The sequence below is a fragment of the Streptomyces sp. GSL17-111 genome (genome assembly GCF_037911585.1).
In the GTDB taxonomy this organism is placed as follows: Bacteria; Actinomycetota; Actinomycetes; order Streptomycetales; family Streptomycetaceae; genus Streptomyces.
On sequence record NZ_JBAJNS010000001.1, the window covers coordinates 5,737,702 to 5,758,061 of the forward strand.

At 75.2% G+C, this 20,360-nt stretch carries 15 protein-coding genes; 3 read left to right on the forward strand and 12 right to left on the reverse strand.

Annotated features, from left to right (window positions below):
• Positions 1 to 21 precede the first annotated feature (21 nt).
• Together V6D49_RS25490 and V6D49_RS25495 are read left to right on the forward strand one after the other, a co-directional pair.
• On the forward strand, positions 22 to 402 hold the full coding sequence (locus V6D49_RS25490) for a hypothetical protein (RefSeq protein ID WP_340563362.1): 381 nt from the start codon (positions 22 to 24) through the stop codon (positions 400 to 402).
• A 386-nt stretch (positions 403 to 788) separates the two neighbouring features.
• A complete protein-coding gene (locus tag V6D49_RS25495; RefSeq protein ID WP_340563365.1) occupies positions 789 to 1,784 on the forward strand; it encodes a LuxR C-terminal-related transcriptional regulator in 996 nt (331 codons plus the stop codon).
• Here the strand turns inward: V6D49_RS25495 and V6D49_RS25500 are convergent.
• Complete coding sequence (locus V6D49_RS25500; protein ID WP_340563367.1) at positions 1,714 to 2,103, reverse strand: hypothetical protein; 390 nt, start codon at positions 2,101 to 2,103, stop codon at positions 1,714 to 1,716. The two genes, V6D49_RS25495 and V6D49_RS25500, sit on opposite strands and share 71 nt — an antisense overlap.
• A complete protein-coding gene (locus tag V6D49_RS25505; RefSeq protein ID WP_340563370.1) occupies positions 2,087 to 3,382 on the reverse strand; it encodes an amidohydrolase in 1,296 nt (431 codons plus the stop codon). The genes V6D49_RS25500 and V6D49_RS25505 overlap by 17 nt, the downstream gene beginning before the upstream one ends.
• 199 nt (positions 3,383 to 3,581) lie before the next feature.
• Here V6D49_RS25505 and V6D49_RS25510 point away from each other — a divergent pair, with 199 nt between their 5' ends.
• Positions 3,582 to 3,755 (forward strand): thiazolylpeptide-type bacteriocin, encoded by a 174-nt coding sequence (locus tag V6D49_RS25510; protein WP_191209084.1) that lies wholly within the window; start codon positions 3,582 to 3,584, stop codon positions 3,753 to 3,755.
• 85 nt (positions 3,756 to 3,840) lie between these two features.
• Here the strand turns inward: V6D49_RS25510 and V6D49_RS25515 are convergent, their stop codons facing one another.
• From V6D49_RS25515 to V6D49_RS25560, 10 genes are all read right to left on the reverse strand, one after another.
• Positions 3,841 to 5,865 carry a TOMM precursor leader peptide-binding protein gene (locus V6D49_RS25515; RefSeq protein WP_340563373.1) on the reverse strand — a complete coding sequence of 675 codons (2,025 nt, stop codon included), beginning with the start codon at positions 5,863 to 5,865 and terminating at the stop codon, positions 3,841 to 3,843.
• Positions 5,862 to 6,617 carry an ABC transporter permease gene (locus V6D49_RS25520; protein ID WP_340563375.1) on the reverse strand — a complete coding sequence of 252 codons (756 nt, stop codon included), beginning with the start codon at positions 6,615 to 6,617 and terminating at the stop codon, positions 5,862 to 5,864. Before V6D49_RS25520 ends, V6D49_RS25515 begins: the two co-directional genes overlap by 4 nt.
• A 43-nt stretch (positions 6,618 to 6,660) precedes the next feature.
• On the reverse strand, positions 6,661 to 7,539 hold the full coding sequence (locus tag V6D49_RS25525) for an ABC transporter ATP-binding protein (protein ID WP_340564334.1): 879 nt from the start codon (positions 7,537 to 7,539) through the stop codon (positions 6,661 to 6,663).
• A gap of 99 nt (positions 7,540 to 7,638) precedes the next feature.
• Entirely contained in the window at positions 7,639 to 8,847 is a 1,209-nt protein-coding gene (locus tag V6D49_RS25530) for a M50 family metallopeptidase (RefSeq protein ID WP_340563377.1), read from the reverse strand.
• Positions 8,844 to 9,923 carry a lantibiotic dehydratase C-terminal domain-containing protein gene (locus tag V6D49_RS25535; protein ID WP_340563381.1) on the reverse strand — a complete coding sequence of 360 codons (1,080 nt, stop codon included), beginning with the start codon at positions 9,921 to 9,923 and terminating at the stop codon, positions 8,844 to 8,846. The genes V6D49_RS25530 and V6D49_RS25535 overlap by 4 nt, the downstream gene beginning before the upstream one ends.
• Positions 9,920 to 12,709 (reverse strand): lantibiotic dehydratase, encoded by a 2,790-nt coding sequence (locus V6D49_RS25540; protein ID WP_340563383.1) that lies wholly within the window; start codon positions 12,707 to 12,709, stop codon positions 9,920 to 9,922. The genes V6D49_RS25535 and V6D49_RS25540 overlap by 4 nt, the downstream gene beginning before the upstream one ends.
• An 11-nt stretch (positions 12,710 to 12,720) precedes the next feature.
• Positions 12,721 to 14,337, reverse strand: coding sequence for a nitroreductase family protein (locus V6D49_RS25545; RefSeq protein WP_340563386.1), 1,617 nt, complete (start codon positions 14,335 to 14,337; stop codon positions 12,721 to 12,723).
• Between the two features lie 29 nt (positions 14,338 to 14,366).
• Positions 14,367 to 16,292: a TOMM precursor leader peptide-binding protein gene (locus tag V6D49_RS25550; RefSeq protein ID WP_340563389.1), complete on the reverse strand. Its 1,926-nt coding sequence runs from the start codon at positions 16,290 to 16,292 to the stop codon at positions 14,367 to 14,369.
• A gap of 4 nt (positions 16,293 to 16,296) precedes the next feature.
• Positions 16,297 to 18,426, reverse strand: coding sequence for a TOMM precursor leader peptide-binding protein (locus V6D49_RS25555; protein WP_340563390.1), 2,130 nt, complete (start codon positions 18,424 to 18,426; stop codon positions 16,297 to 16,299).
• A 4-nt stretch (positions 18,427 to 18,430) separates the two neighbouring features.
• The gene (locus V6D49_RS25560; protein ID WP_340563393.1) at positions 18,431 to 20,356 is read right to left on the reverse strand and encodes a BTAD domain-containing putative transcriptional regulator; all 1,926 of its coding nucleotides are present in this window, start codon (positions 20,354 to 20,356) and stop codon (positions 18,431 to 18,433) included.
• Between the last annotated feature and the right edge of the window lie 4 nt (positions 20,357 to 20,360).

Here is a 20,360-nt window from a genome sequence, read left to right on the forward strand (position 1 = left end):
CTATCCGTCTCAGGAGGAATCATGCGTCGTCCGCACAGAATCGGCGTCTCTCTCGCGGCGGTCACCTCGCTGCTCGGGGTCGGCCTCGTCACCTCGTCCACCGCTCAGGCCGCACCCGTCTCCGCCCAGGACTACGCGGGATGCACGACCGGGTACGTCTGCATCTACCCGGACGACAGCTGGAACAACAGCGACCCGGAGCACACGTACTACACCTACGGTGTGCACCCCCTGTACAACGAGTACGACTTCCACCGGGTGTTCAACAATCAGTACGGAGGCGCCACGGCCCGGCTGTGCGTCAACAGCAACGGAACCGACTGCACCAGCAAGATCGGCGAGTACACCTACCGCGACATCGACCTGACCCCGTACAACTCCATCCGGCTCGACCCGTCCTGACCGAGAACCGTGCGGGGTCCCGCTCCCGAACCGGGGAGCGGGACCCCGCACGGCGTTCTCGCCTCCTCGCCGCGACGCGACCGGCCGCTTCGTCCCGCGCGGCGGCCGGTTCCGCCAAAGGCCGGCCTGCGCCGGACGCTTCCCTGCCCGCCCTCCACGCGGCCTCCTCCAGCGCGTACCCTGCTGCCACGGGCGTTTCGAACGTCTTGTGGGGGTGCCCCCGGCGGCGTTGTCGGTCGTCAGCGCGGTCCGCCGCGTTCCCGCCTCCGCCGTGCGACCGCACGCACCAGGGACCCCCGGCCGTGCCGTCCGGGCGGACGACGCTACGTTCGAAGCACCCCTGGCCCACCAGGCCGAACCGCTCTACGCGTCGAGGAGTCGCTAGCTTGGCCGCCAACGCGCTCGCCGTGTTCGGAGTCACCTCGGAAGAAGAGACGTTGTACCGGTTCCTCCTCCGCAATCCCGGTATCCGTGCGGACGAGGTCCACCAGAGGGTCGGAGCCCCCCGGGAGGCCGTCGAGCGCGGGCTGGAGCGGCTCCAGCACCTGGGACTGCTGCGCCCGGACGTCTCCGACCGGGGCCTCACCCCCACCAGCCCCGACATCGCGATGGCCCGGCTGATGGACCGTCGGCTCCAGGAGCTGCACGAGGAGATCATGCGGGTGACGACCTCCCGGTACGTCGTCGATCTGCTGCGCGCGGAGGTCGTCGAGGACGACGAGGCGTCGCCGCAGGGCGTGGAGCAGCTCGTGGACCTCGGGCAGATCCGCAACCAGATCGACGAGCTGGCGTTCTTCGCGCGCGAGGAGATCCTCTCCGTCGAGCCCTACACGCGGCTGACGCCGGAGAACATCACCCAGTCCCGGCCGCTGGACCTGCGCTGCCTGCGGCGCGGGGTGTCCATCCGCAACGTCGTGCGCAGCGACGCCCTGGAGCACGGGCCCACCGCCGCCTACCTGCGCGAGCTGGTGGCGCACGGCGCCCGGGTCCGGGTGGCCGACGACGTCACCGAGCGCATCCTCGTCTACGACCGACGCACGGCGCTCGTGCCCATCGACCCGGCGGACACCTCGCGGGGCGCGCTGGTGACGCGCGAGGGCGGGCTCGTGTGCAACATCATCGCGCTGTTCGAGAAGATCTGGGAGCAGGCCGACGATCTCCGGGCCAGCGGGGAGGGCGTCCGGACGCCGCCGGAGCTGACCGAGACCGAGCGGCGGGTGCTGCTGTCGATGGTCTCGGTGGGCAAGGACGAAGCGGGGGCCCGGGAGCTGGGCGTGTCGGTGCGCACCTACCGGCGGCACGTCGCCGACCTCATGCGGACCCTGGGCGCCGCCAGCCGGGTGCAGGCCGCCCTGATCGCCCGTGAGCGGGGCTGGGTCTGACCGATCCGCCGAGCTCCTCCGCCCACCCGCCCGGCTCCTCCGCCCACCCCCGTAGCGCGCGGTCGGCCAGGACGTCGGCGACGACCCGCCGCACGGCGGCCCGGCCACCGGTGCCCGGCAGGGCGACACGAAGCCGGATGCGGTCGGTCTCCACCTGCGGGACGCATCGCCAGTGCGAGGGCAGCAGCCCGAGCAGCCGGACCACCGTCGTCTGACCCACCGGGGCCGCGACCGAGCGGCGGACGACCACGATCTCGACGCGGCCGCCCCGCTCGGCGGCCGCTCCGCGCTCCCGGCACCCCTCAGCCCCGCCCCTCATCGCGTCCCTCCGCTCGCGGCGGGCCGACGCCCAACTCGTGCAGGGCGGCGCTCGCCAGCGCCCGCACCCCGGTGGGCAGCGCCGTGCGCACGTCCGGAGCGAAGTGCGGTGAGTGGTTGCCCGGCGGCCCACCCGGGCGGTCGGCGGCCGCACGCCACTCCCGGACGCCGGTCGCGCCCAGCATCCAGTAGCCCGTCCGCACCTGCCGGGCGCCGTGCAGCGCGTCTCCGGCGGGTCCGTACCAGGGGAAGTCCTCGGTGGCCGTCGCCGGATGCCACTCCAGCACGCGGGCGGCACCGAGGACGTCGGTGTGCACACGCCGCAGCGTGTCGGTGGTGCCCGGGTGCGGGAGGAGCGCCGGGGAGCGCGAGCCGACGGACACGGTGGGCTCGGCGGGGCATCCGGACGCCGTGCACTCGGCGCGCACGATGCGCCGGACGGCCTCCGTCACGCGGTCCAGGGCGGCCTCGGTGAAGCCGCGCACCCCGATCGCGAGCCGCGCCGAGTCGGGGACCACGTTGGCCCGCTCCCCGGCGTGCAGTGCGCCGACGGTGAGGACGACCTGCTCGGCGGGGGCGGTCTCGCGAGCCACGACGCCCTGGAGCCGCAGCACGACGGCGGCCGCCGTGAGCACCGGGTCGACCGTCAGGTGCGGGGCTCCGGCGTGCCCGCCGCGGCCGTGCACGACGACGTCGAGCGTCACCCCGCCGGCGAGGACGGGGCCACCCGCCGTGACATGGGCGACGGTGCCCGCCGGAAGCGGGGCGGTGTGCTGGGCCAGCGCGACGTCCGGGGTGCCGAACCGCTCGTACAGCCCGTCGGTGAGCATCGCGCGGGCCCCGCTCAGGGTCTCCTCGGACGGCTGCCCGACGACCAGGAGCGTGCCGGACCAGCCGGACCGGTCCCGGGCGAGGACGGTGACGGCCCCGGCGAGTGCCGCGAGGTGCAGGTCGTGGCCGCAGGCGTGCATGACGCCGGGCACGGTGCTGGCGTAGGGCAGTCCGGTCTCCTCCGGCACCGGCAGCGCGTCCAGTTCGGCCCGCAGCAGCACGGCGGGGCCGGGGCCGTTGGCCAGGACGCCGACCACGCCGTGGCCCCCGACACCCCGGGTGACGGTGCAGCCCTCCCGGGCCAGCCGGCGGGCGAACGCCTCGGCCGTGCGCCGCTCGTCGCCGGACAGCTCGGGGTGGGCGTGCAGGTCGAGGTAGAAGGCGACGGTGTCGCGCAGGACGTCCTGGGGCACGGTGGCGGCCGACGCACGACTCGGCGCTGAGGTCATCGGGCAGCTCCTTCCACGGAGGGTACGAGGGTCCGGCTCCCGGCACGCCGGGGCCGCACGTTCCGCTGACGCCGGGTGTCAGCGGAGTGTCAGCGGCAGCGGGGCCGATGTGCGAGCGCCGCACCGTCCAATGGGAGGGCGGTGCGGGGACGTCCAGCCGGCACAGCCGGTGACCCGCGCGGCAGTTGGGAGACCCACCATGGACAAGACGCAGCTCACCACCCTGGCCGACGAGATCCTGGAGCTGGAGTCCGAGACCTTCGAGATCTCCGACTACTCCGACGCCGCCGAGGTCGTCCTGGCCGGCTCCACCTCCTGCTCCTCGACCTCCACCTGCTCCTCCACGACGAGCACGACCTCCTGCTCGGCCTGAGGTCCCCCCGCCCACGGGCGGCGTGACGGCCCTTCCCCCTCCGCCGGAGGGGGAAGGGCCGTCACGCGTGGTCCGCGCGGCCGGTTCAGGGGAAGGGGTGCGGCGCGCACGCCAGTTCCCGCGGGGCCAGGTCCCTCTCGGCGCGGCCCGCCTGCCGCAGCCCGGTGAGCATCCGGGGCATGCGCAGGGCCCGTTGCCTGCTCCAGCCGAAGTCCAGCGGCAGCAGGCCGGGCACGTGGGTGCTGACGGTGCGCAGGCCCATCCGGTGCTGCTCGGGCGTGGTCTGGTCCACCGCGATGACGTCGTATCCGGCGGCCACCAGATCGTCCCGCACGAGGGTCAGCTCCTCCAGCAGGTCGGCCCCGCCCGGCCGCCGGGCACCCTGCCAGCCGGGGAAGGACTCGGCCAGCGGCAGGGTCCCCTCCGGCTCCAGGAAGGACGTCGCGTGGTCGGCCATCCGGGGCAGGCCGTACAGCTGGGCGTGGTCCTTCAGCTGCCGTACCCGGGTGAAGTCCTCCGCCATGGCCTCCAGTTCGTTCCGCCGCCCGGCCACCTGGCCGGGCAGGTGCGGGATGTAGGTGAGCACCTCGCACAGCGCGGCGCCGACGGCGCGCTCGGGATCGAACGCTGCGGCGGCGGCGAAGGAGAGGGTGCCGGGGCCACCGTCGCGGCGCACCGCGAGGGCCGTCACCACGGGCACACCGGCCCCCATCCGCGTGTCGTAGGCACGGACGTCGTACCCGTGCAGCGCGGCCCGGTCCCGCAGGGAGCGGATGCCGGTGCCCCGGCAGGAGTCCAGGTCGATCCCGGTGAGCGCGGGCCGCGCGTACCACGCCAGGAGGAACGCGTCGCGCTCGATCAGTTCGAGCAGCCCGAAGAGCACGGCCTCCTCCAGACCACCGCCGGTGGCACAGCCGTTGGAGCACTCGAAGACGAAGTTGTCGGCCGCCACGCCCGCGCTGTAGTGCACCAGCCGGGCGGGCACCAGCACCGGTTCGTCATCGCGCAGCGAGTGGCCCCACACCCAGGGGATCGGGCGGTCGGGGTCGAAGGGGCTGACCATGGGATCGGTGGCGTAGGTCTCGGGGGCGTAGGTGCCGCACTCCCGGGGGTCCAGTGCCCGCAGCCCGGCCGCCCGCAGGTCGTGGAACGAGCGCTCGACCGGGGACGTCCCCCGGCGCCGGTGGGTGCCCGCGTAGCGTTCGAGCCCCTCCAGGTAGGCCAGTGTGCGGCTGGCGGCGTAGGCATCGGCCTGGCCGCTCCAGGTGACGTCGTTCAGCCCCGCGTAGCCGCGCACGAAGTGCGAGCCGGCCACCGGAGCCGTCGTCGTGGAGGCCGGGTTGAGCCATGTGCCGGAGCCGAGCGCTCCGCACACGGGGTTGGCCAGGGCCAGGGTCGGCAGCGGATAGGCGTCGGCCGGTCGCCCACGGGACCCGGCGGGGTCCGCCTTGACGGCGGGCCGCAGCCGCATGCGGGCGTCCTCCGGCGTGTCGGGGCGTGGCCGGACGCAGTGCGGGCACAGCGGCTCGGGCAGCAGCGGGAAGCGGGCCGTGGCCAGGGTGGCCAGGTCCACCCGGACGACCTGAGGCAGCCGGGCGTCCGGTGCGTCCGGCGGGGCCGTGGGGCCGGCTGCCGGAAGCGGGGCCGGGGCGCTGGCCGCCGCGCGGTAGGCCGACCACACGGCGTCCACCACCCAGGGCGTCAGTACCGGCCAGGCGTGCGCGCCGCTGGGCTGCTCGCCGAGCTCCAGGGCCTCCCGTTCGGAGCGGCTGCGCAGCCGCTGCCAGCGCATGGCCAGGCACCGGCCGCAGGCGGGCGGGGCCTGCGGGGCGGCGGTGGTGTCCGTACCCCAGGGCCCCAGCAGGACGGCTCGGGCGGTCAGGTGCACGGTGGCGGCGGGCCGTGCCCCGGCGTGCGGGTCCGGGTGGCCGGCGCCGAGCGTGTCGGCGGCTCCGAGCGGGACGACCCGGGGCGCCGGGAGCGCCTCGCCGGGGGCCACCTCCCGGTGGCGGGCCAGGAGTTGCCGCTCCAGTGCGGCCCGGGCGGCCTCCAGGGGGGCGCCGGCGGCGTCCGATGACGCGGTGGGCGCGTTGGCGGTGGTCGCGGTCATGTGCGGTCGCTCCAGCGGAAGGTCCGCAGCCCGAGCAGGCCGAAGACGAGGGCGAAGGCGGCCAGCCCCCCGCACGCCGCCAGGATCTCGGTGGCGCCGCCGTCGCCGGTCACGGCGGCCGAGACGCCGTCGTTGAAGTAGCGCAGCGGCAGCGCCCAGGAAAGGGTCTGCAGCCAGGAGGGCATGGCGTCCAGCGGGTAGAAGGAGCCGGAGAGGAAGGCCATGGGCACCATCACGCAGTTGGCCACGGCGGCGACGGCCTCCGGCGTCCGGGTGAAGGAGCCGATGACGACGCCGATGGCCAGGAACGCGGTGATGCCGAGGAGCAGCACCGGCAGGGCGAGCGGCCAGTCGCCCGAGAGTTCCAGGCCGAACGGCGGCAGGAGGGCGGTGAGGACGAACACCGCGGCCTGGACGAGCCCGATGACCAGCGCCAGGCCGTAGCGGGAGCCGATGACGGCGGAGAGCCGGGTGGGCGTCATGCGGATCAGCCGCAGCAGGTCGTCCCGCCGCCACTGCATGAGGACGAACGCCACACCGAACACGGCGGCGTTGGCGACGCCCCAGGAGAGCACTCCGGGCGCGATGTAGGAGATGTAGGGGCGCCCGGTCTCGTCGACCTCCTGACCGGAGAAGATCAGCCCGAACACCACCAGGAACAGCAGCGGGAAGGCGAAGGTGAAGAAGAGGGTGGTCTTGTCCCGGGTGTAGGCCCGGTAGCCGGCCGCGCTCAGGGCCGCGTATGCGCTCATGCAGGTGCTCCGAAGACGTTGCGGGGGAGTGGCGGGGCGGCGGTCAGCCGGCGGTGCCGGTGAGCTGCAGGTAGACGTCCTCCAGGCTCGGGGTGCGCGTGCGTACCCCCTCGAGCCCGGCGACCTCGGCGACGGCGGCGAGCAGTGGCCCGGAGTCCTCCGTCTCCAGCACCACCACGTCGCCGTCCGTCGTCGCGTTCAGCACGCCGGGCAGCGATCGGGCGGTGGGCAACGGCAGCCGTTCGGCGGGCACGAGGAGCCGCGTCGTGGTGGCACCGGCGGTGATCAGCCGGTGCGGGGTGTCCAGGGCCGTGATACGGCCGCCGACCATGATGGCCACCCGGTCGCAGAGTTCCTCGGCCTCGTCCAGGTGGTGGGTGGTGTAGACGATGGTGCGGCCCGCGCCCTTGAGCCTGCGCAGCACCTCCCACAGGTCCCGCCGGGCCTGCGGGTCGAGGGAGGCGGTCGGCTCGTCCAGGAAGATGAGCTCCGGATCGTGCACGAGGGCGGCGGCGATGGCCAGCCGCTGCCGCTGCCCGCCGGAGAGGTCGTCCACCCGGACGTCGCCGTGCTCGGTGAGGCCGACGGTGGCCAGGGTGCTCTCCGCCCGGTCCCGGTCGGTGCGGTACAGGGCGGCCACGGTGCGCAGGTGCTCGCGAGCGGTCAGCCGCACGAAGAAGGCCGACGCCTGTGTCTGCACGCCCACTCGGGGAAGCAGCCGCACGTCCCGGGGCCAGGGGCGGTGGCCGAGCACGCTGACCGTCCCCTCGTCGGCGCGCCGCAGCCCCTCCATGATCTCCACCACGGTGGTCTTGCCCGCGCCGTTGGGCCCGAGCAGTCCGAAGAACTCCCCGCGACCGACGCGCAGGCTCACCCCGTCCACGGCGCGCACGTCCCCGTACCGCTTGTGGACGCCCTCCAGGGCGACGGCGGGTTCGGGCGCGCCCTCCGCCGGGGCGTCGGTGGCCTGGCTCGGCCGGTGGTTCCTGGTCACGGTGGACTCCTTACGGGGGGTGACGCGTTACGCGGTGGTGAGGACGTGGCGGACGAGGAGAACGGCACCGGTCAGCAGGAGCAGCACGACGACGACGGACCCGGCCGCGTAGGCACGGTAGGCGCGCCGGGCCCGAGGCGGGTACCGGGCGGCCTCGGGGTCGCGGCGCAGGGCGAGGGCGACGTAGCGGCGGCTGGAGGCGGCCAGTTCGGCGGTGCCGAGGAGTTGGCCGACGACCTTGTAGCCGTCCAGCGGTGGCAGCGGAACGAGCATGGCCAGCGCCTGGAGCGTGCCGAGGAAGAGGAAGCCGCCGAGCGCCTGGCCGGTCGCGCCCGCCGGGCGGGCGAGGGCCCACACAGCGAAGAACGGGAGCAGGAAGAGCAGGTTGGTGACGGCCCCGGCGAGCGCGGTGGCGATCCGGGCCGTACGCCCGGGCAGGTAGAGGTAGTCCTCGACCGTGCAGTACATGATCACCACGGGGAACCGCCAGCGGAGGCCGATCTCACCGACCCGGCCGCCGTAGTGCCGGGCGACGAGGCCGTGGGCCAGCTCGTGCAGCGCCGTGCTGAGCCACAGCAGGGTGGCCCCGGCCGTGAGCAGCACCGGGTGGCGGAACAACTCAACTGCTCCGGTGGCGAGTTCACCGACGTGCCAGGCCAGCACGAGGGCCATCACGGTGACCAGGAACAGCAGCGGAAGAGCCCACCGCCGGGCCAGCAGGAAGCCGAGGGCGTCGTGCAGCCGGCCCGCCGTGGCGTGGGCGTCCGCGACGAGCCGGACGCTGCCGGCGAGCACGCCGTTGCGCCCGGGCTTCGTCCCGGGCCCGCCGGCCGTACGGCCCCCGGGCGCTTCCGCGTCCCCGGACGCGTCCCCGCCCCCGGCCCCCGCCGTACCGGACGGCCCGGACGGGGCGGGGCCGCTCGCCAGCAGGCCGCGCCCGCCCAGGAGTCCGAGGATCTGGCGCCAGTGGCCCTCGCCCAGTCGCTTGCCGTACGTCCGCGCGTACGCCGCGCCGATCTCGTCCGGGGTGCGGGTGCCGTCCATGCGGGCGATGAGGAAGTGTTCCTTCACACCGACCTGGAAGGACTGCCCCGAGGTGGTGTCCTTCACCAGGTGCACCCGGCGCGGCCCGTGCAGGACCTCCCCGCTGACCAGCACCCCGGGCCGCAGCGCGGGACGGTAGCCGTCCTCGGGTCGCGGGGGCGCCGCCCGTCCCGGCGGCCCGTCGGCACTCACGGCGCGGTCCGGGTGGTCGAGGGGGCGAGCGGTTCGTGCAGGGAGCGGGCGAGGACGTGGGCGAGGTAGGCCTCGTCCCGCATGGTCACGTGCAGCCGGTTGTTGGTCATGTGCATGTAGGGCGAGAGCAGGACGCGCAGGGCCTCGCCGGGGTCGGTGATCCGCTCGTCGCGTTCGCCGTCCCACGAGCGGAAGACCAGCTCGCCCGCCTCGGCCGCGGCCACGGCGCGGGCGCGCAGCTCGCGGCAGTGGACGGCCCACCGGGCGAGGAAGGCGGGCAGCCGGGCGGCCGGGTCCTGCGCCGAGGTCGCCTCCCGGATCAGCGCGAACCGCCGCGCCAGGTCGGGGGCCATGGCCGCGTAGTTGGTGTCGTACTCGTCGCTGCCGATGAAGTTGGTGCCCGGATACAGCTTGTGCCAGAACTCGTAGTAGCTGTGCAGGAACTCGGCCAGTTCCTCCCGGTCGGGCAGGAAGCAGCCGGCCATCACCATCATGAGCTGCGCGGAGGTGCCCAGGAGCACGGTGCGCAGGTGCAGGTTCTTGGTGTCGAACGCCTCGACGACGAGGTCGCTGGAGTGCCGGAAGTGCCACTCGGCCAGCTCGATGCCGACCGGGCCGCCGTACTTGCCGTACTCCGGCGCGTAGTCCATGGCGTGCCGCGAGTTGTTGGGCCGCAGGTTCATCCGGCCCTCGCCGTCCAGGTAGGGCGTGCGGTCCGCGCCGGAGAACTCGACGTCGAAGAGGGTGTTGTAGAACTCGTTCAGGAAGCCGGTGTCCACCTCGTACAGAGCGGGCCGCTCGGCGAGGAACGCGTCGATCGCCTCCTCGGTGCGGTGGCGCACCCGCGCCTCGTGCTCCGGTGCCGAGGGCCGCACCCGCAGCCGCACGTGCGGCCCCTCCAGCCAGTAGTTGATGAAGAACCAGCCCGCCAGCAGGCCGTCGTCCGCCAGCGAGTTCACCAGCGGGCGCACGCACTGCAGCAGCAGGGGCCGGGGGTTGGCGGCGTAGAAGATGTGGGTGGCCTGCCAGGCTCCGGGCCCGGCCGGCTCCGCCGGGGTGGGCGCGTGGTCCGTCACGGCACGTCCTTTCTCTCGGTTCCTTCACCGCGCGACACCGGGGGCCCGTCGCCCCGTGCGCCCCGCACGGTCTCCACGGCGAGTTCCGCCACGTGGCGGCCCTCCGGGGTGACGGTGTGCAGGGCGTCCTCGTCCGGCAGCGCCTCGCGCAGGACGACGCGGGCGTCCGCAGCGCCGAGCAGGGCCTCGAACGCGGTGAGGGACAGCACGCTGTCGAAGTCGACGTAGCTCGGCTTGGCGCCGGTGGCGCCGCGCGCACCACCCCCGCTGACGGTGGCGAACACCCGGTCCGGCAGGCCGTGCCGACGCCGGAACCGGTGCCAGCCGAGGAACCACTCGGCGTCCGACGTCCCCGGTGTGCGCAGCGGCAGCGCGGCGGCCGGGGCGCTCCAGCGGCGGCGGCTGAGGACGAGGGCGCCGTGCCGGACGCGGGGCCGGTGGGTCACGCCGTCCACCGGTTCGCCCTCCGGAACCCCCGCCCAGACGTCCACCGGCGCCATGGACGTCGGAGAGAGCAGCAGCAGGGTGCGGGGGACCTCCGGCAGCGCGAGCGGCACCAGGTAGCCGAGATAGACGGGGACGACCTCGCGCTCCAGCCGCGTGGAGCGCAGCACGAGGCGGTCGGCCTCCTCGTCGTGCACCAGGTACAGGTCCTCCAGCTGGAGGCGGCGTTCGGGGGGCAGCGTGCCGCGCTCCCCGGGGCAGACGATCTCGTGGTCGGTGAGCCGGCCGTGCAGATTGAGGTTGCTGGTGACCGGACCACCGGTGACCTCGGCGAACACCGCTCCCTCGGGCTCGAGCGCGGCGTTGTGCGCGCGCAGCCGTTCGGAGAGCCCGTCGAAGCAGTGGGTGAAACGGCTGAAGGGGAAGGACAGTCCGCCGTAGGAGCGGTTGAGCACGACCAGCGGGTCCTCGGCGCGGTCGGCCAGTTGCAGGTGGTGGCTCAGGGGCACGAAGTCCGCGCTCAGCGGTGCCAGTTCGGCGGCCACCTCGTCCAGCGCGCCGGCCGGGACGCCCAGCTCGGCCGCCGTCCCCCGGTGCTCCCACAGCTCCCTCATGTGGGCGGTGAAGGTCTGCCGGGCGGAGTCCAGCGCCCGGAGCTGCGGCAGCCCCAGCCAGTTCTCCTCGGGTGTGTAGCGGCCCTGTTCGTCGTAGGCCCGGCGGCGGGAGGTGAAGGTGAGGTACTGGTCGAAGAAGTCCTCGTGGAAGTCGTGCACGAGCTTGAGCAGGTCCTCGCAGCGCCCGCCGCGGCCGTGCCGGGCGACGAAGAAGCCCTTGAACGTCACGCGCTGGGGCAGCGTGAGGTCGAAGGCGGGCAGCACGCGTTCGACCGCGCGCAGCGGCTCGGCGGCCAGCTCCGTGAAGGCCTCCCGGTCCATGGCCACCGGGGCGTCGGCGACGACGTCCTCGTAGAGCACCGTCTGGGGTACCTTCGCGTCCTGCGAGCCGAGCGCGCCCTGGACCTCGCCCAGCTGCCGGCGCAGATCGCCCAGCAGTCCGCGGCGCTCGGCGAGCGGGGCGTCGGGGTAGGCCCGGGCCGCCCCGGCGGGCGCCGCCAGCACCTCCGCCAGCTCCCGGGCCCAGGGCCGGTCCAGCGTCCCCAGGGCCTGCCGGAAGGCCAGCAGCGGGTCGGTGTCGTACACCGTGGTGTGCAGGGAGGGCACCTGCACCATGCCCAGGCGCAGCAGCGCCTCCAGGTAACGGGCGCACTCCTCCTCGCTCTCGCCGCTCTCGGCGGCCAGCCAGCGGGCGAGTTCGCCGTGCCGCAGCACGGGACGCCGCTCGAAGAGGGCGAGCAACCGGTCCAGGGTGCCGCTGCGGCGCAGGAAGAACAGCCGGTCCTTGACCGCGTCGAAGGTCACGGCGCTGTCCTCGTCCCCGGCGGTGGTCCAGCGCCGGACGTAGCGCACCCGGTCGTCCTCCCGTCCCCAGCCTGAGGCCGGGGAGACGGGCAGGTCGGCGCAGCGGGCGGGGTCGGCGAGCACCGCGTCGGTGAGCCGCCCGAGAGCCACGACGTTGAGCCGGGGGTGACTCGTCCACGGTCCGTCGACCCGCACCTCCCGCCCGGCCCCGGCGCCGGTGAAGTCACCCAGCGCCAGGGCGGTGAAGGTGCTGAACGGGCTCGTCTTGCAGGCGGTGCGGTACAGGTAGGCCAGCAGCGAGCGTTCGATCTTGCGCTGCCGCTTGTCGGGGTGCCCGCCCCCGGCGCGCAGGTAGCCGTCGAGCTGCGCGTCCAGCGAGGGGGACGCGAGCAGCACCCCGGCGCGGAGCCGCTCGTCCCCGGCGAGGTCGCGCAGCGCGTCGCGGGACGCGGCCAGTTCCTCCGCCAGCACCGGCCCGCCCTCGTCCAGCAGCGCGGCGAGCCGCGTCCGGCCGGTGAGCCAGTGGGCCAGCGCCTGACCGACGTCCCCGTCCAGCGACCGGACGTGGGCCAGGTCGGCCTCCGGCTCACGGGGGAGGCGGTTGTTGAACACCGCACGACGCACGGCGAGCAGCCGGCGCCGCGAGGTCTCGTCCTCGTTGCGCCCGACCAGGTCGTGCAGCAGGTCACCGACGGCCTCCCCGGCGGCCCGCAGCCGGTCCGACTCCGCCAGCACCTCGTCGGCCCAGCGGCGTCCGGCCGGGCAGCGCAGGCGGCCGACGGTCTCCACCGGCAGGCCGGCCACCCGGAGCAGGAACGCCGGACCCAGCTGCCAGTCACCCGGCTCGCCGGTCGCGGTGGCCTCGTGCCCCGTGGCCGGCCCGGTCGTCGCGGCTCTCACCCGCGGTACGGCTGTGGCGCTCATGGCGGCGCTCCTCACACGATCTCGAAGCGGAAGTCGGCGGGCTCGGGACGCTCGTGGCCGACCATCATGATCAACAGGGGGGCCTCACCGGTGGCGGCCAGGTCCAGCTCCTCGATGTAGGAGATGTTGTCGAAGCCCAGCGCCACCCCGCAGCCCAGGCCGAGGGCCGCACACGCGGTGTAGGTGCTCTGGGCGAGAGCGCCGATGGTGGCGTTGACCAGGCGGTAGCCGCGATCCCCGACGGCGTCCAGGACCGCGTGTGTGCGCACCGTCGGCACCAGCACGGCGCCGGCCTGCTCCAGGTTGTAGTTGGCGAGGAAGTAGTTCTCCTGCAGGAAGGCGCCGGGCGCTCCGGGCCGCACCAGTCGCAGCGCGCCGCAGCCGCCCCCGCCGTCGTCGCTCGTCCCGGTGCCGCCGGGTTCGTAGACGTAGCCGCCCGGTTCGATGCCCTCGACGTGGTTGACGAAGGCGTAGAGCGTCACCAGCGGTGGCTCCCCGGCGGTGGTCCGGCCGCCGACGTCGCAGCCCCGGGTGGCCGCCCGCAGACAGGCGGCCAGGTGGTCGGCGGCCACCGGGCGCGCGGCGTCGAAACGGCCGAAACTACTGCGTCGCGTCCGCAGCGCGGTGCGCACGTCGGTGTCGAGCGGGGCCGGCGGGGGCAGCGGCAGCCGGGGCCGCTCGCCCGCCACGGGCGGGGCGGCGGCCGGGACGAGGGCCCCGGGCGCGGGCCGGTCCGCGGCGCGGGCGCAGGTGGCGTCCTGCATGGCGCGCAGCGCGTCGAAGGTGAGCACGGTGCGCGAGCGTTCGAGGTCGCGGTGCCGGACGCGGCCGCTGCCGCCGCCCGTCCCCGCGGCCGGTGCCGGGTCGTCCCAGGGCAGCGGAACGACGGCGAACACCCCCTCTTCGGCCGGATCCACACCCAGCAGGTCGGCCAGGTCCTCCTCGTCGAACCAGAGCTCGGGCTCCACCGGCAGGCCGCGCGCCGCCCCCCACATCCGCCAGGTCTGCAGGCAGGCGCCGACGTCCATGCTCACGGCGTGGAAGGAGAAGCTGTTGTACTTGAAGGCGTTCTGCCAGTACTTGACGCCCAGCACGAGGAACTGGTCGGTGTCCCGCGCCGGGTGCCCGGGGCCCAGGGCCGCCCGGACCCGCCCGCTGACGTCGCCGGTGAGCAGCCGCTGCATGGCGTGGTGCCGGGTCGCGTAGTAGTGCACGCCGGGCGTCCCGGGGCCGCTCGCGCCGGAGACCCAGTAGATGCTGACGGGGTAGAGCCCGCCCCCGGACGCGGTGCCCCGCGACCAGTTGGCGAGCGGGTAGAACGGCAGGGCGTTCAGGTCGGTGTTGGCCTGCACCCCGAGCCGGCGGCCCGTCAGCCCGTAGGAGTCGAGCAGCAGGCCCGACAGGGCCGCCAGGTCGAAGCGTCCGGACGGCGCGGCGGCCGGGTCGAGCCCCCGCTCGACGGTGGCCTCGGGCGGGACGCGCGAACCGGGCAGCGGCACGGTCTCGGCGAACGGGTACAGCTTGGTCTTGCGCGGCCCGTCGGCCCAGTCGGGGACGAAGTCCGCCGGGTCCATGGGCACCCGCCCACGCTGCATGATCGCGGCGGCGTAGTCATGGGCGTAACCCATGGGCTGCTCCTTCTGGTGGCGTCGCGGGGTCAGGGAAAGGGGTGGGGGGCGGGGTTCAGGTCCCCGTCGGTCAGGTCGTGCTCGCGCAGTCCCGCCTCCCGCAGAGCGGTGCGCAGCCGGGGCATGCCCAGGGCGCGCTGCCGCGTCCAGCCGAAGTCGACGGGCAGCAGCCCGGGCACGAGGACGCTGACCGTGATGAGCCCCAGCTCGCGCTGCTGCGGCATGGTCTGGTCGACCACGACGACGTCGAACCCGTGTGCCGTCACCGCGTCCACGCAGGTCAGCAGGTCGGTGCGCAGGTCATCGGAGGGGGCGGGCGTCGCACCGCCGCCGTAGAGGTCGGCCGGCGACCGGCGCGGCGGGCGCGGGGCGCCGGGGGCGCCGAGCAGGAACTCGGCGTGCACGCCCATCTCCGGGACGCCGTAGGCCAACGGATGGTCGTGCAGGGCCCGCACCTCGTGGAAGTCGGCGGCCATGGCGCGCAGCCGGGCCTCGTCCCGCTCGGTGCGGCCGGGCAGGTTGACGGCGTCCGTGGCGATCTCGCACAGCGCGCCGGCCAGGGCGGCCTCCGGGTCGAGCCCGGCGCCGGCGCCGAAGCACATCCGGCCGGGGCCGCCGTCGAACCGCTCCGCGACCCCGGTGACGACGGGGACGGGGAAGGTGATCCGGGTGTCGAAGAAGCGGGCCTCGTAGCCGTACATCTCCAGCCGGTCGACCATGTGCCGGGTGGCGCGGCGGGCGCTGCCGCGCACGTCGATCTCCGGCAGCGCGGCCCGCCCGTACCAGGCGAGCAGGAAGGCGTCGCGTTCGATCACCTCCATCAGCCCGAAGTAGACGGCCTCCTCCAGGGCGCCGCCGGAGGCGCAGCCGTTGGAGCTCTCCTGGACGAAGCGGTTCTCCAGCCCCGGCGTGTGGTAGTACGTCAGCACCTCGGGCACCAGGACGGGCCGCCGGTCGCGCAGCGAGTACCCCCACACCCAGGGGATCGGGCGGTCCGGCGCGAACGGCCGCACGTGCGGGTTGGCGCGGTGGAAGTCGGCCGAGTACAGCCCGCACTCACGGGGGTCCACCAGCGCCTCGCCGCGCTCCCGCAGGCGGTGGAGGGACTCCCGCACCGCGGCGGCACGGGCCCGCGGCCGCATCCCGGCGTAGCGCTCCAGCCCCTCCAGGACGCCGATGCGGGCGCTCTCGGCGAACGAGTCGGCGTGGCCGCCCCAGAACGTCTCGCGCAGGTAGTCGCCCGAGCGGAGTGAGAAGCAGCCGATGGTCGCCGAGGTCGAGGTGGAGGAGACGTCGTAGACCACCGAGGGGCCGAGCGCGCCGCACACGGGGTTGGCGTAGGGCTCGACCGGCAGGTCGTAGGAGCCGATGTCCCGCACCCGGAAGGAGTCGGGACGGTGCTTGGGCGCCGGGTGCAGCTCCAGGGTGGCGGCCTCGGCGGTGTCCGGCTCAAGACGGCCGCACCGGGGGCACTCGGGGTCGGCGACCAGCGGATAGTGGCGGACGCTCAGGGTCCGCAGGTCGCACAGCTGCACGAGGCCGTGGACGGTGTCCGGCGGGCCGTCGCCGCCCAGCCGGGCGGCGACGAGACCGGCCAGAGCGGTGATCGCGAACGACGTCAGGTGCGGGGAGTCCCCGGCCGCCCGGGTGGGCCCGCCCAGTTCCAGGGCCTCGCGCAGCGCCACGGACCGCACGGCCTGCCAGCGCCGCGCCAGGCAGTGCCCGCAGCCGCGCCGGCCGGGCAGCGGCCCGATCAGCGCGTGCCGCCCGTACAGCCGGATGCCCACCGCCGCCGGGTCGGTGCCGTGCTCCAGGTGGGCGCCGGCGGCGAAGGCGTCCCCGGTGCCGAGCGGCGCGACGTCCACGGGCACCGGCGTGCCCAGCTCGGCCAGCGCCCGGGCGAGCCGGTCCGCCGCGTCGGCGTGCACGGCACCCGGCTCGGCGCTGCGGCTCATATCCTCAACGCTGGTCATCCGCACCACCGGTGAGCACGACGCGGGCGGTGTGGATGCCGCCGGCGAGGAGGGCGGCGGGCGTCGTGGGGACGAGCAGCACGTCCCGTCCGGCGGCGCGCACCGCGTCCAGCACGGCCGGCCAGGTCGTCCCGTCCGACCCGGGGAGCGCGTCCGTGCCCGGGAGCAGGGTGCCCGGGGCGAGGTCGGCCAGGACCGGGTCGCCGAGGTCCACCCGTGCGCCGGGGTCCTGGGCGGCGAGCTGCGCCTGCCCGAGCAGGTCGCGCAGCGCGGCGGTGGCGGCCGTCCGGCGGGTCAGGGCGGCGGCGACGGCCCAGCGGCCGCATCCGTCCGCCGTGGTCTCGCGGGCGAGGACGACGGGCACGGCGCCGGGGTGGTCCGCGCCGAGCGCGAGGAGTTCCACCCCGATTCCCAGGTGCCCGGCCGACCGGTGCAGGAAGACGCGTTCGGGGTCCGCGTCGTCCTCGGGCAGCGGTGCCACCGGTGCCGTGCCGCGCACGGCGGCGAGCAGGGCGTCATGGGCCAGGGCGGAGAGCAGCGCGCTGCCGGCCGCCTCCCGGGGCGAGGCCCCCGCCCCCGCGCCCGCCCGGGTGGCCGGGTACCGGCGCTCCCGGTTGGCCGCGCCGAACGGCCGCAGGGCGGCGGCCGGCACGGCGGCGGGCTCCTTGGTGAGCAAGGAGACGCCGGTGGCCCCCTCCGGCGCCGGTACCACGTGCTCGACGAAGGTGACGGCGGCCGCGTGCAGGGCCCGGACGCGGGCCCCGGCCAGGTGGTGCACGTCGAAGGCGGCGATCACCCGGGGACCCTGGGCGCCGAAGACCCCCTCCAGGCGGCTGACCTTGAGCGGGGTCTGCGTCAGCTCCTCGTCCAGGAACCGCCGGAACGTACCCGTCCAGGGCCGCACGAGCGCACCCGTGACGGTGTTGAGGTCCTCGACGACCTGCTCGGCCTCACGGGCGTCCCCGGCCGTGGCGGTGTGCGGCGCGGCCAGCCCCTCGGCGAGCACCTGCTGCGCCGCGTCGCTCGGCGGCGGCGCCTGGCACAGCCGGCAGCGGGGGTGCGGGTGCACCGGCTCGGCGACGACGTCAAGGGAGTGCAGGTCCTGCACGAGGACCTGGGCGGCCGTCTCGGCGGGCAGCGCGCCGGTCGTCAGCCGGAACACCTCGTAGCCGAGGAGGTTGCCGGTCATGGCGGCGACCGGGCCGTGCAGCGGCCCGTCCTGCGCCGGGTCCAGCGGGCGTGCCGCGCCGGCGACCTCGCTCCACAGCTCGGCGGCGGTGGCCGCGTCCCGGGTGGCGCCGAGCCGCAGCAGCGCGCAGGACCAGCAGCCGAAGCCGCCGGGCCGGTGCAGCGGACCGGTGACGGCGTGCTCCCCGAACGTCCAGGACGGCAGTAGGACGCGGCCCTCGGGGACGCCCTCGGCCAGCAGCCGGTGGGTGCGCGCGGCGGCCCGGGCGCCGGTGACCACGACGACGTCGTAGCCGGCCAGGTCGGCCCAGCCCGGGTCGTCTTCCGCCGGGGTCCCGGTCCGCCCGGCGGGCGCGAGCGGGGTGAGGTCCACCGGGCATCCGGCGGCCTCCAGTTCGGCGGCCTCCGCGGCGACCTCGGGGAAGTCGCCCTCGACGCCGAGGGCGGCGCAGCCGTTGCGCAGCAGCCCGACGGCGCACCAGCGGGCCACCTCGTCCCGGCCGAGGACGGCGACCCGGGTAGCCCGGAAGGCCGCGAAGCGGGCCCGGGCGCCGTCCGCGTAGTGGTCGACGTAGGCGATCTGGGGAGCGAACCGGGACGCGACGGCGGCGGCCACCGGGTCCGCCGTCGGCTCGGGTTCCTCCCGCGGGGCGTCCCGCGCGAAGTCCCGCGCGTACAGGGTCTTGACCAGCTCTCCCGCCATCTTCCGCTGCGGCGGCTGGAATCCCTCGCAGATCTCCGCGAGGCGGTGGCGGCCGCTCAGGTGCGGCACGAGGAGGGAGGCGAAGCGGTAGGCGGTGCGTCCGGTGAGGTGGAACCCGCCGTCGGCGTTGTGGAAGAGGACGCCGCCGGGCGTCCGGGTGAACAGCACGTCCCTGCGGATGCGCGGCCGGGTCTCGGCCAGGGCCTCGTATGCTCCTGCTGCCATGGGGTCACACCTTCTGTCGGGAACGGGTTCGGTCGTCGGCCCAGCGCGCGTAGGCACGGAGCAGGGCATGCATCCGGTAGGGGCCCGGCGGGCCTTCCTCCAGCAGGCCGGCGTCGGCCAGCCACTCCAGGGTCCGTTCGGCCTCCGGGGGTGGCAGCCCGCCCAGCACCCGGCCGGCGTCCTCGGGGTGCAGGGCGTCGTCGGGCAGGGCGGCCAGCCGGCGGAACGCCTCGGCCAGCCGGGGGTCCAGGCGGGCCAGGGCGGTGCCGAAGACCCGCTCGACGGAGAGGTCCGGATCGTCGGTGAGGGAGAGCCGGGCCCAGGGGTCCTCGGCGAGCCAGCGCGCGCAGTCCGCCAGCCGCAGGGCGGGGCGGGTGGACAGCCGGGCCGCCGCGATGCGCAGGGCCAACGGGTAGTGGCCGCAGACGTCCGCGAGCGCCCGGGCGGCCTCGGGTTCGGCCTGCACGCGTTCGGCGCCGAGCGCGGCGCTCAGCAGCCGGCCGGACTCCTCCGGGCTGAACACGCCCAGCCGGTGCACCCGGCCGCCGTGCGTGGCCACGAGACCCGCCAGCGGACGTCGGCTGGTGACGAGGGCGGCGCCGTGGGTGCCGCAGGTCAGCAGCGGGCGGACCTGCTCGGCGTCCACGACGTCGTCCAGGAGCAGCAGGGTGCGCCCCGGCGCGTCGCCGGTCTCCGCCAGGGCGTGCCGGGCCGCCTCCGTGGCCTCCTCGGTGGTGACCGACGTGCCGTCCGGCCGGGCCATCCGCAGCAGCAGCGCCCCGCCGGGGTGGCTGTCGCGGACGAGCCGGGCGACGTGCCGGGCGAGTGCGGTCTTGCCGACCCCCGGCGGACCGCAGATGAGTTCGGTGACCGGCTCGCCGTCGGCGTTCCGCAGCCGGGCCGCCATCGCCTCGGTCTCGGTCTTCCGGCCGGTGAAGTGCGGCACGTCCCGCAGGACGTGGGTGGCGAGGGGGGCGGCGGGGGCGTGGTCGACGCGCGTAAACCCCGACGCGGAGGCCGGGTTCCGCGCAGGGGAAGGCCCTGGCCGGGCTAATCCCTCCCCATCCTGGGTCAGTTGTGGCGGGCCGCCGGTACCCGAGTCGGGCGGGGCGCCACCCGGCAGTTCCGGCGGCCCGCCTCGCTGTCCCGTCGCGGCCGAGGTGAGTTCGGCCCGGCCGCCCTGGCCCGTCCCGAGGTCGTCCCCGCGGAGGATGGCAAGCTCCAGGCGGCGCAGGGCCGGTGAGGGGTCGACGCCGAGCTCGTCCAGCAGGTGCTCCTTGATGCGCCGGTACTCGGCCAGGGCCTCGGCCTGTCGGCCGGTGCGGTACAGCGCCTCGATGAGCTGCTCGCGGAACCGCTCGTGACCCGGGTGGGCACGCGTCATGCCCCACAGCTCGACCAGCGCCTCCCCGCACCGCTCCAGCGACAGCAGCAGGTCACAGGCGCGTTCGACGGTACGCAGCCGCTCCTCGGTCAGCCGGGGTACCTCGTCGCGGTGCACCACTTCGGAGCGGACGTTGGCCAGCAGCGAGCCGTCCCACAGGGCGAGCGCGTCGCCGAGCATGCGCAGTTCCCGGTCGGGGGACCCCGCGCCGGCGGACGCCCGGACCCGCTCCCGGAAGTCGACGAGGTCCAGCGTCTCGGGGCCGGCGGAGATCCGGTAACCGCCGGGTACCGCCTCGATGGGCGTACCGCTCACCCCGTGCCGGGCGAACAGCCGGCGCAGTCGCAACACGCACGTCTGCACGGCGGCCTTGGCACTGGCCGGCTGGTGCTCGCCCCACACCGTGCGCAGCAGGTAGTCGACGGAGACGACCGAGCCGGCGTTCAGCAGCAGCGCGGCCAGCAGGTCCGTCGGTTTGGAGGGCGGGAGCACGACCGTGTCCGGACCCTCGGTGAGGCTCAGCGGCCCGAGCAGCAGGAACCGCACGGGT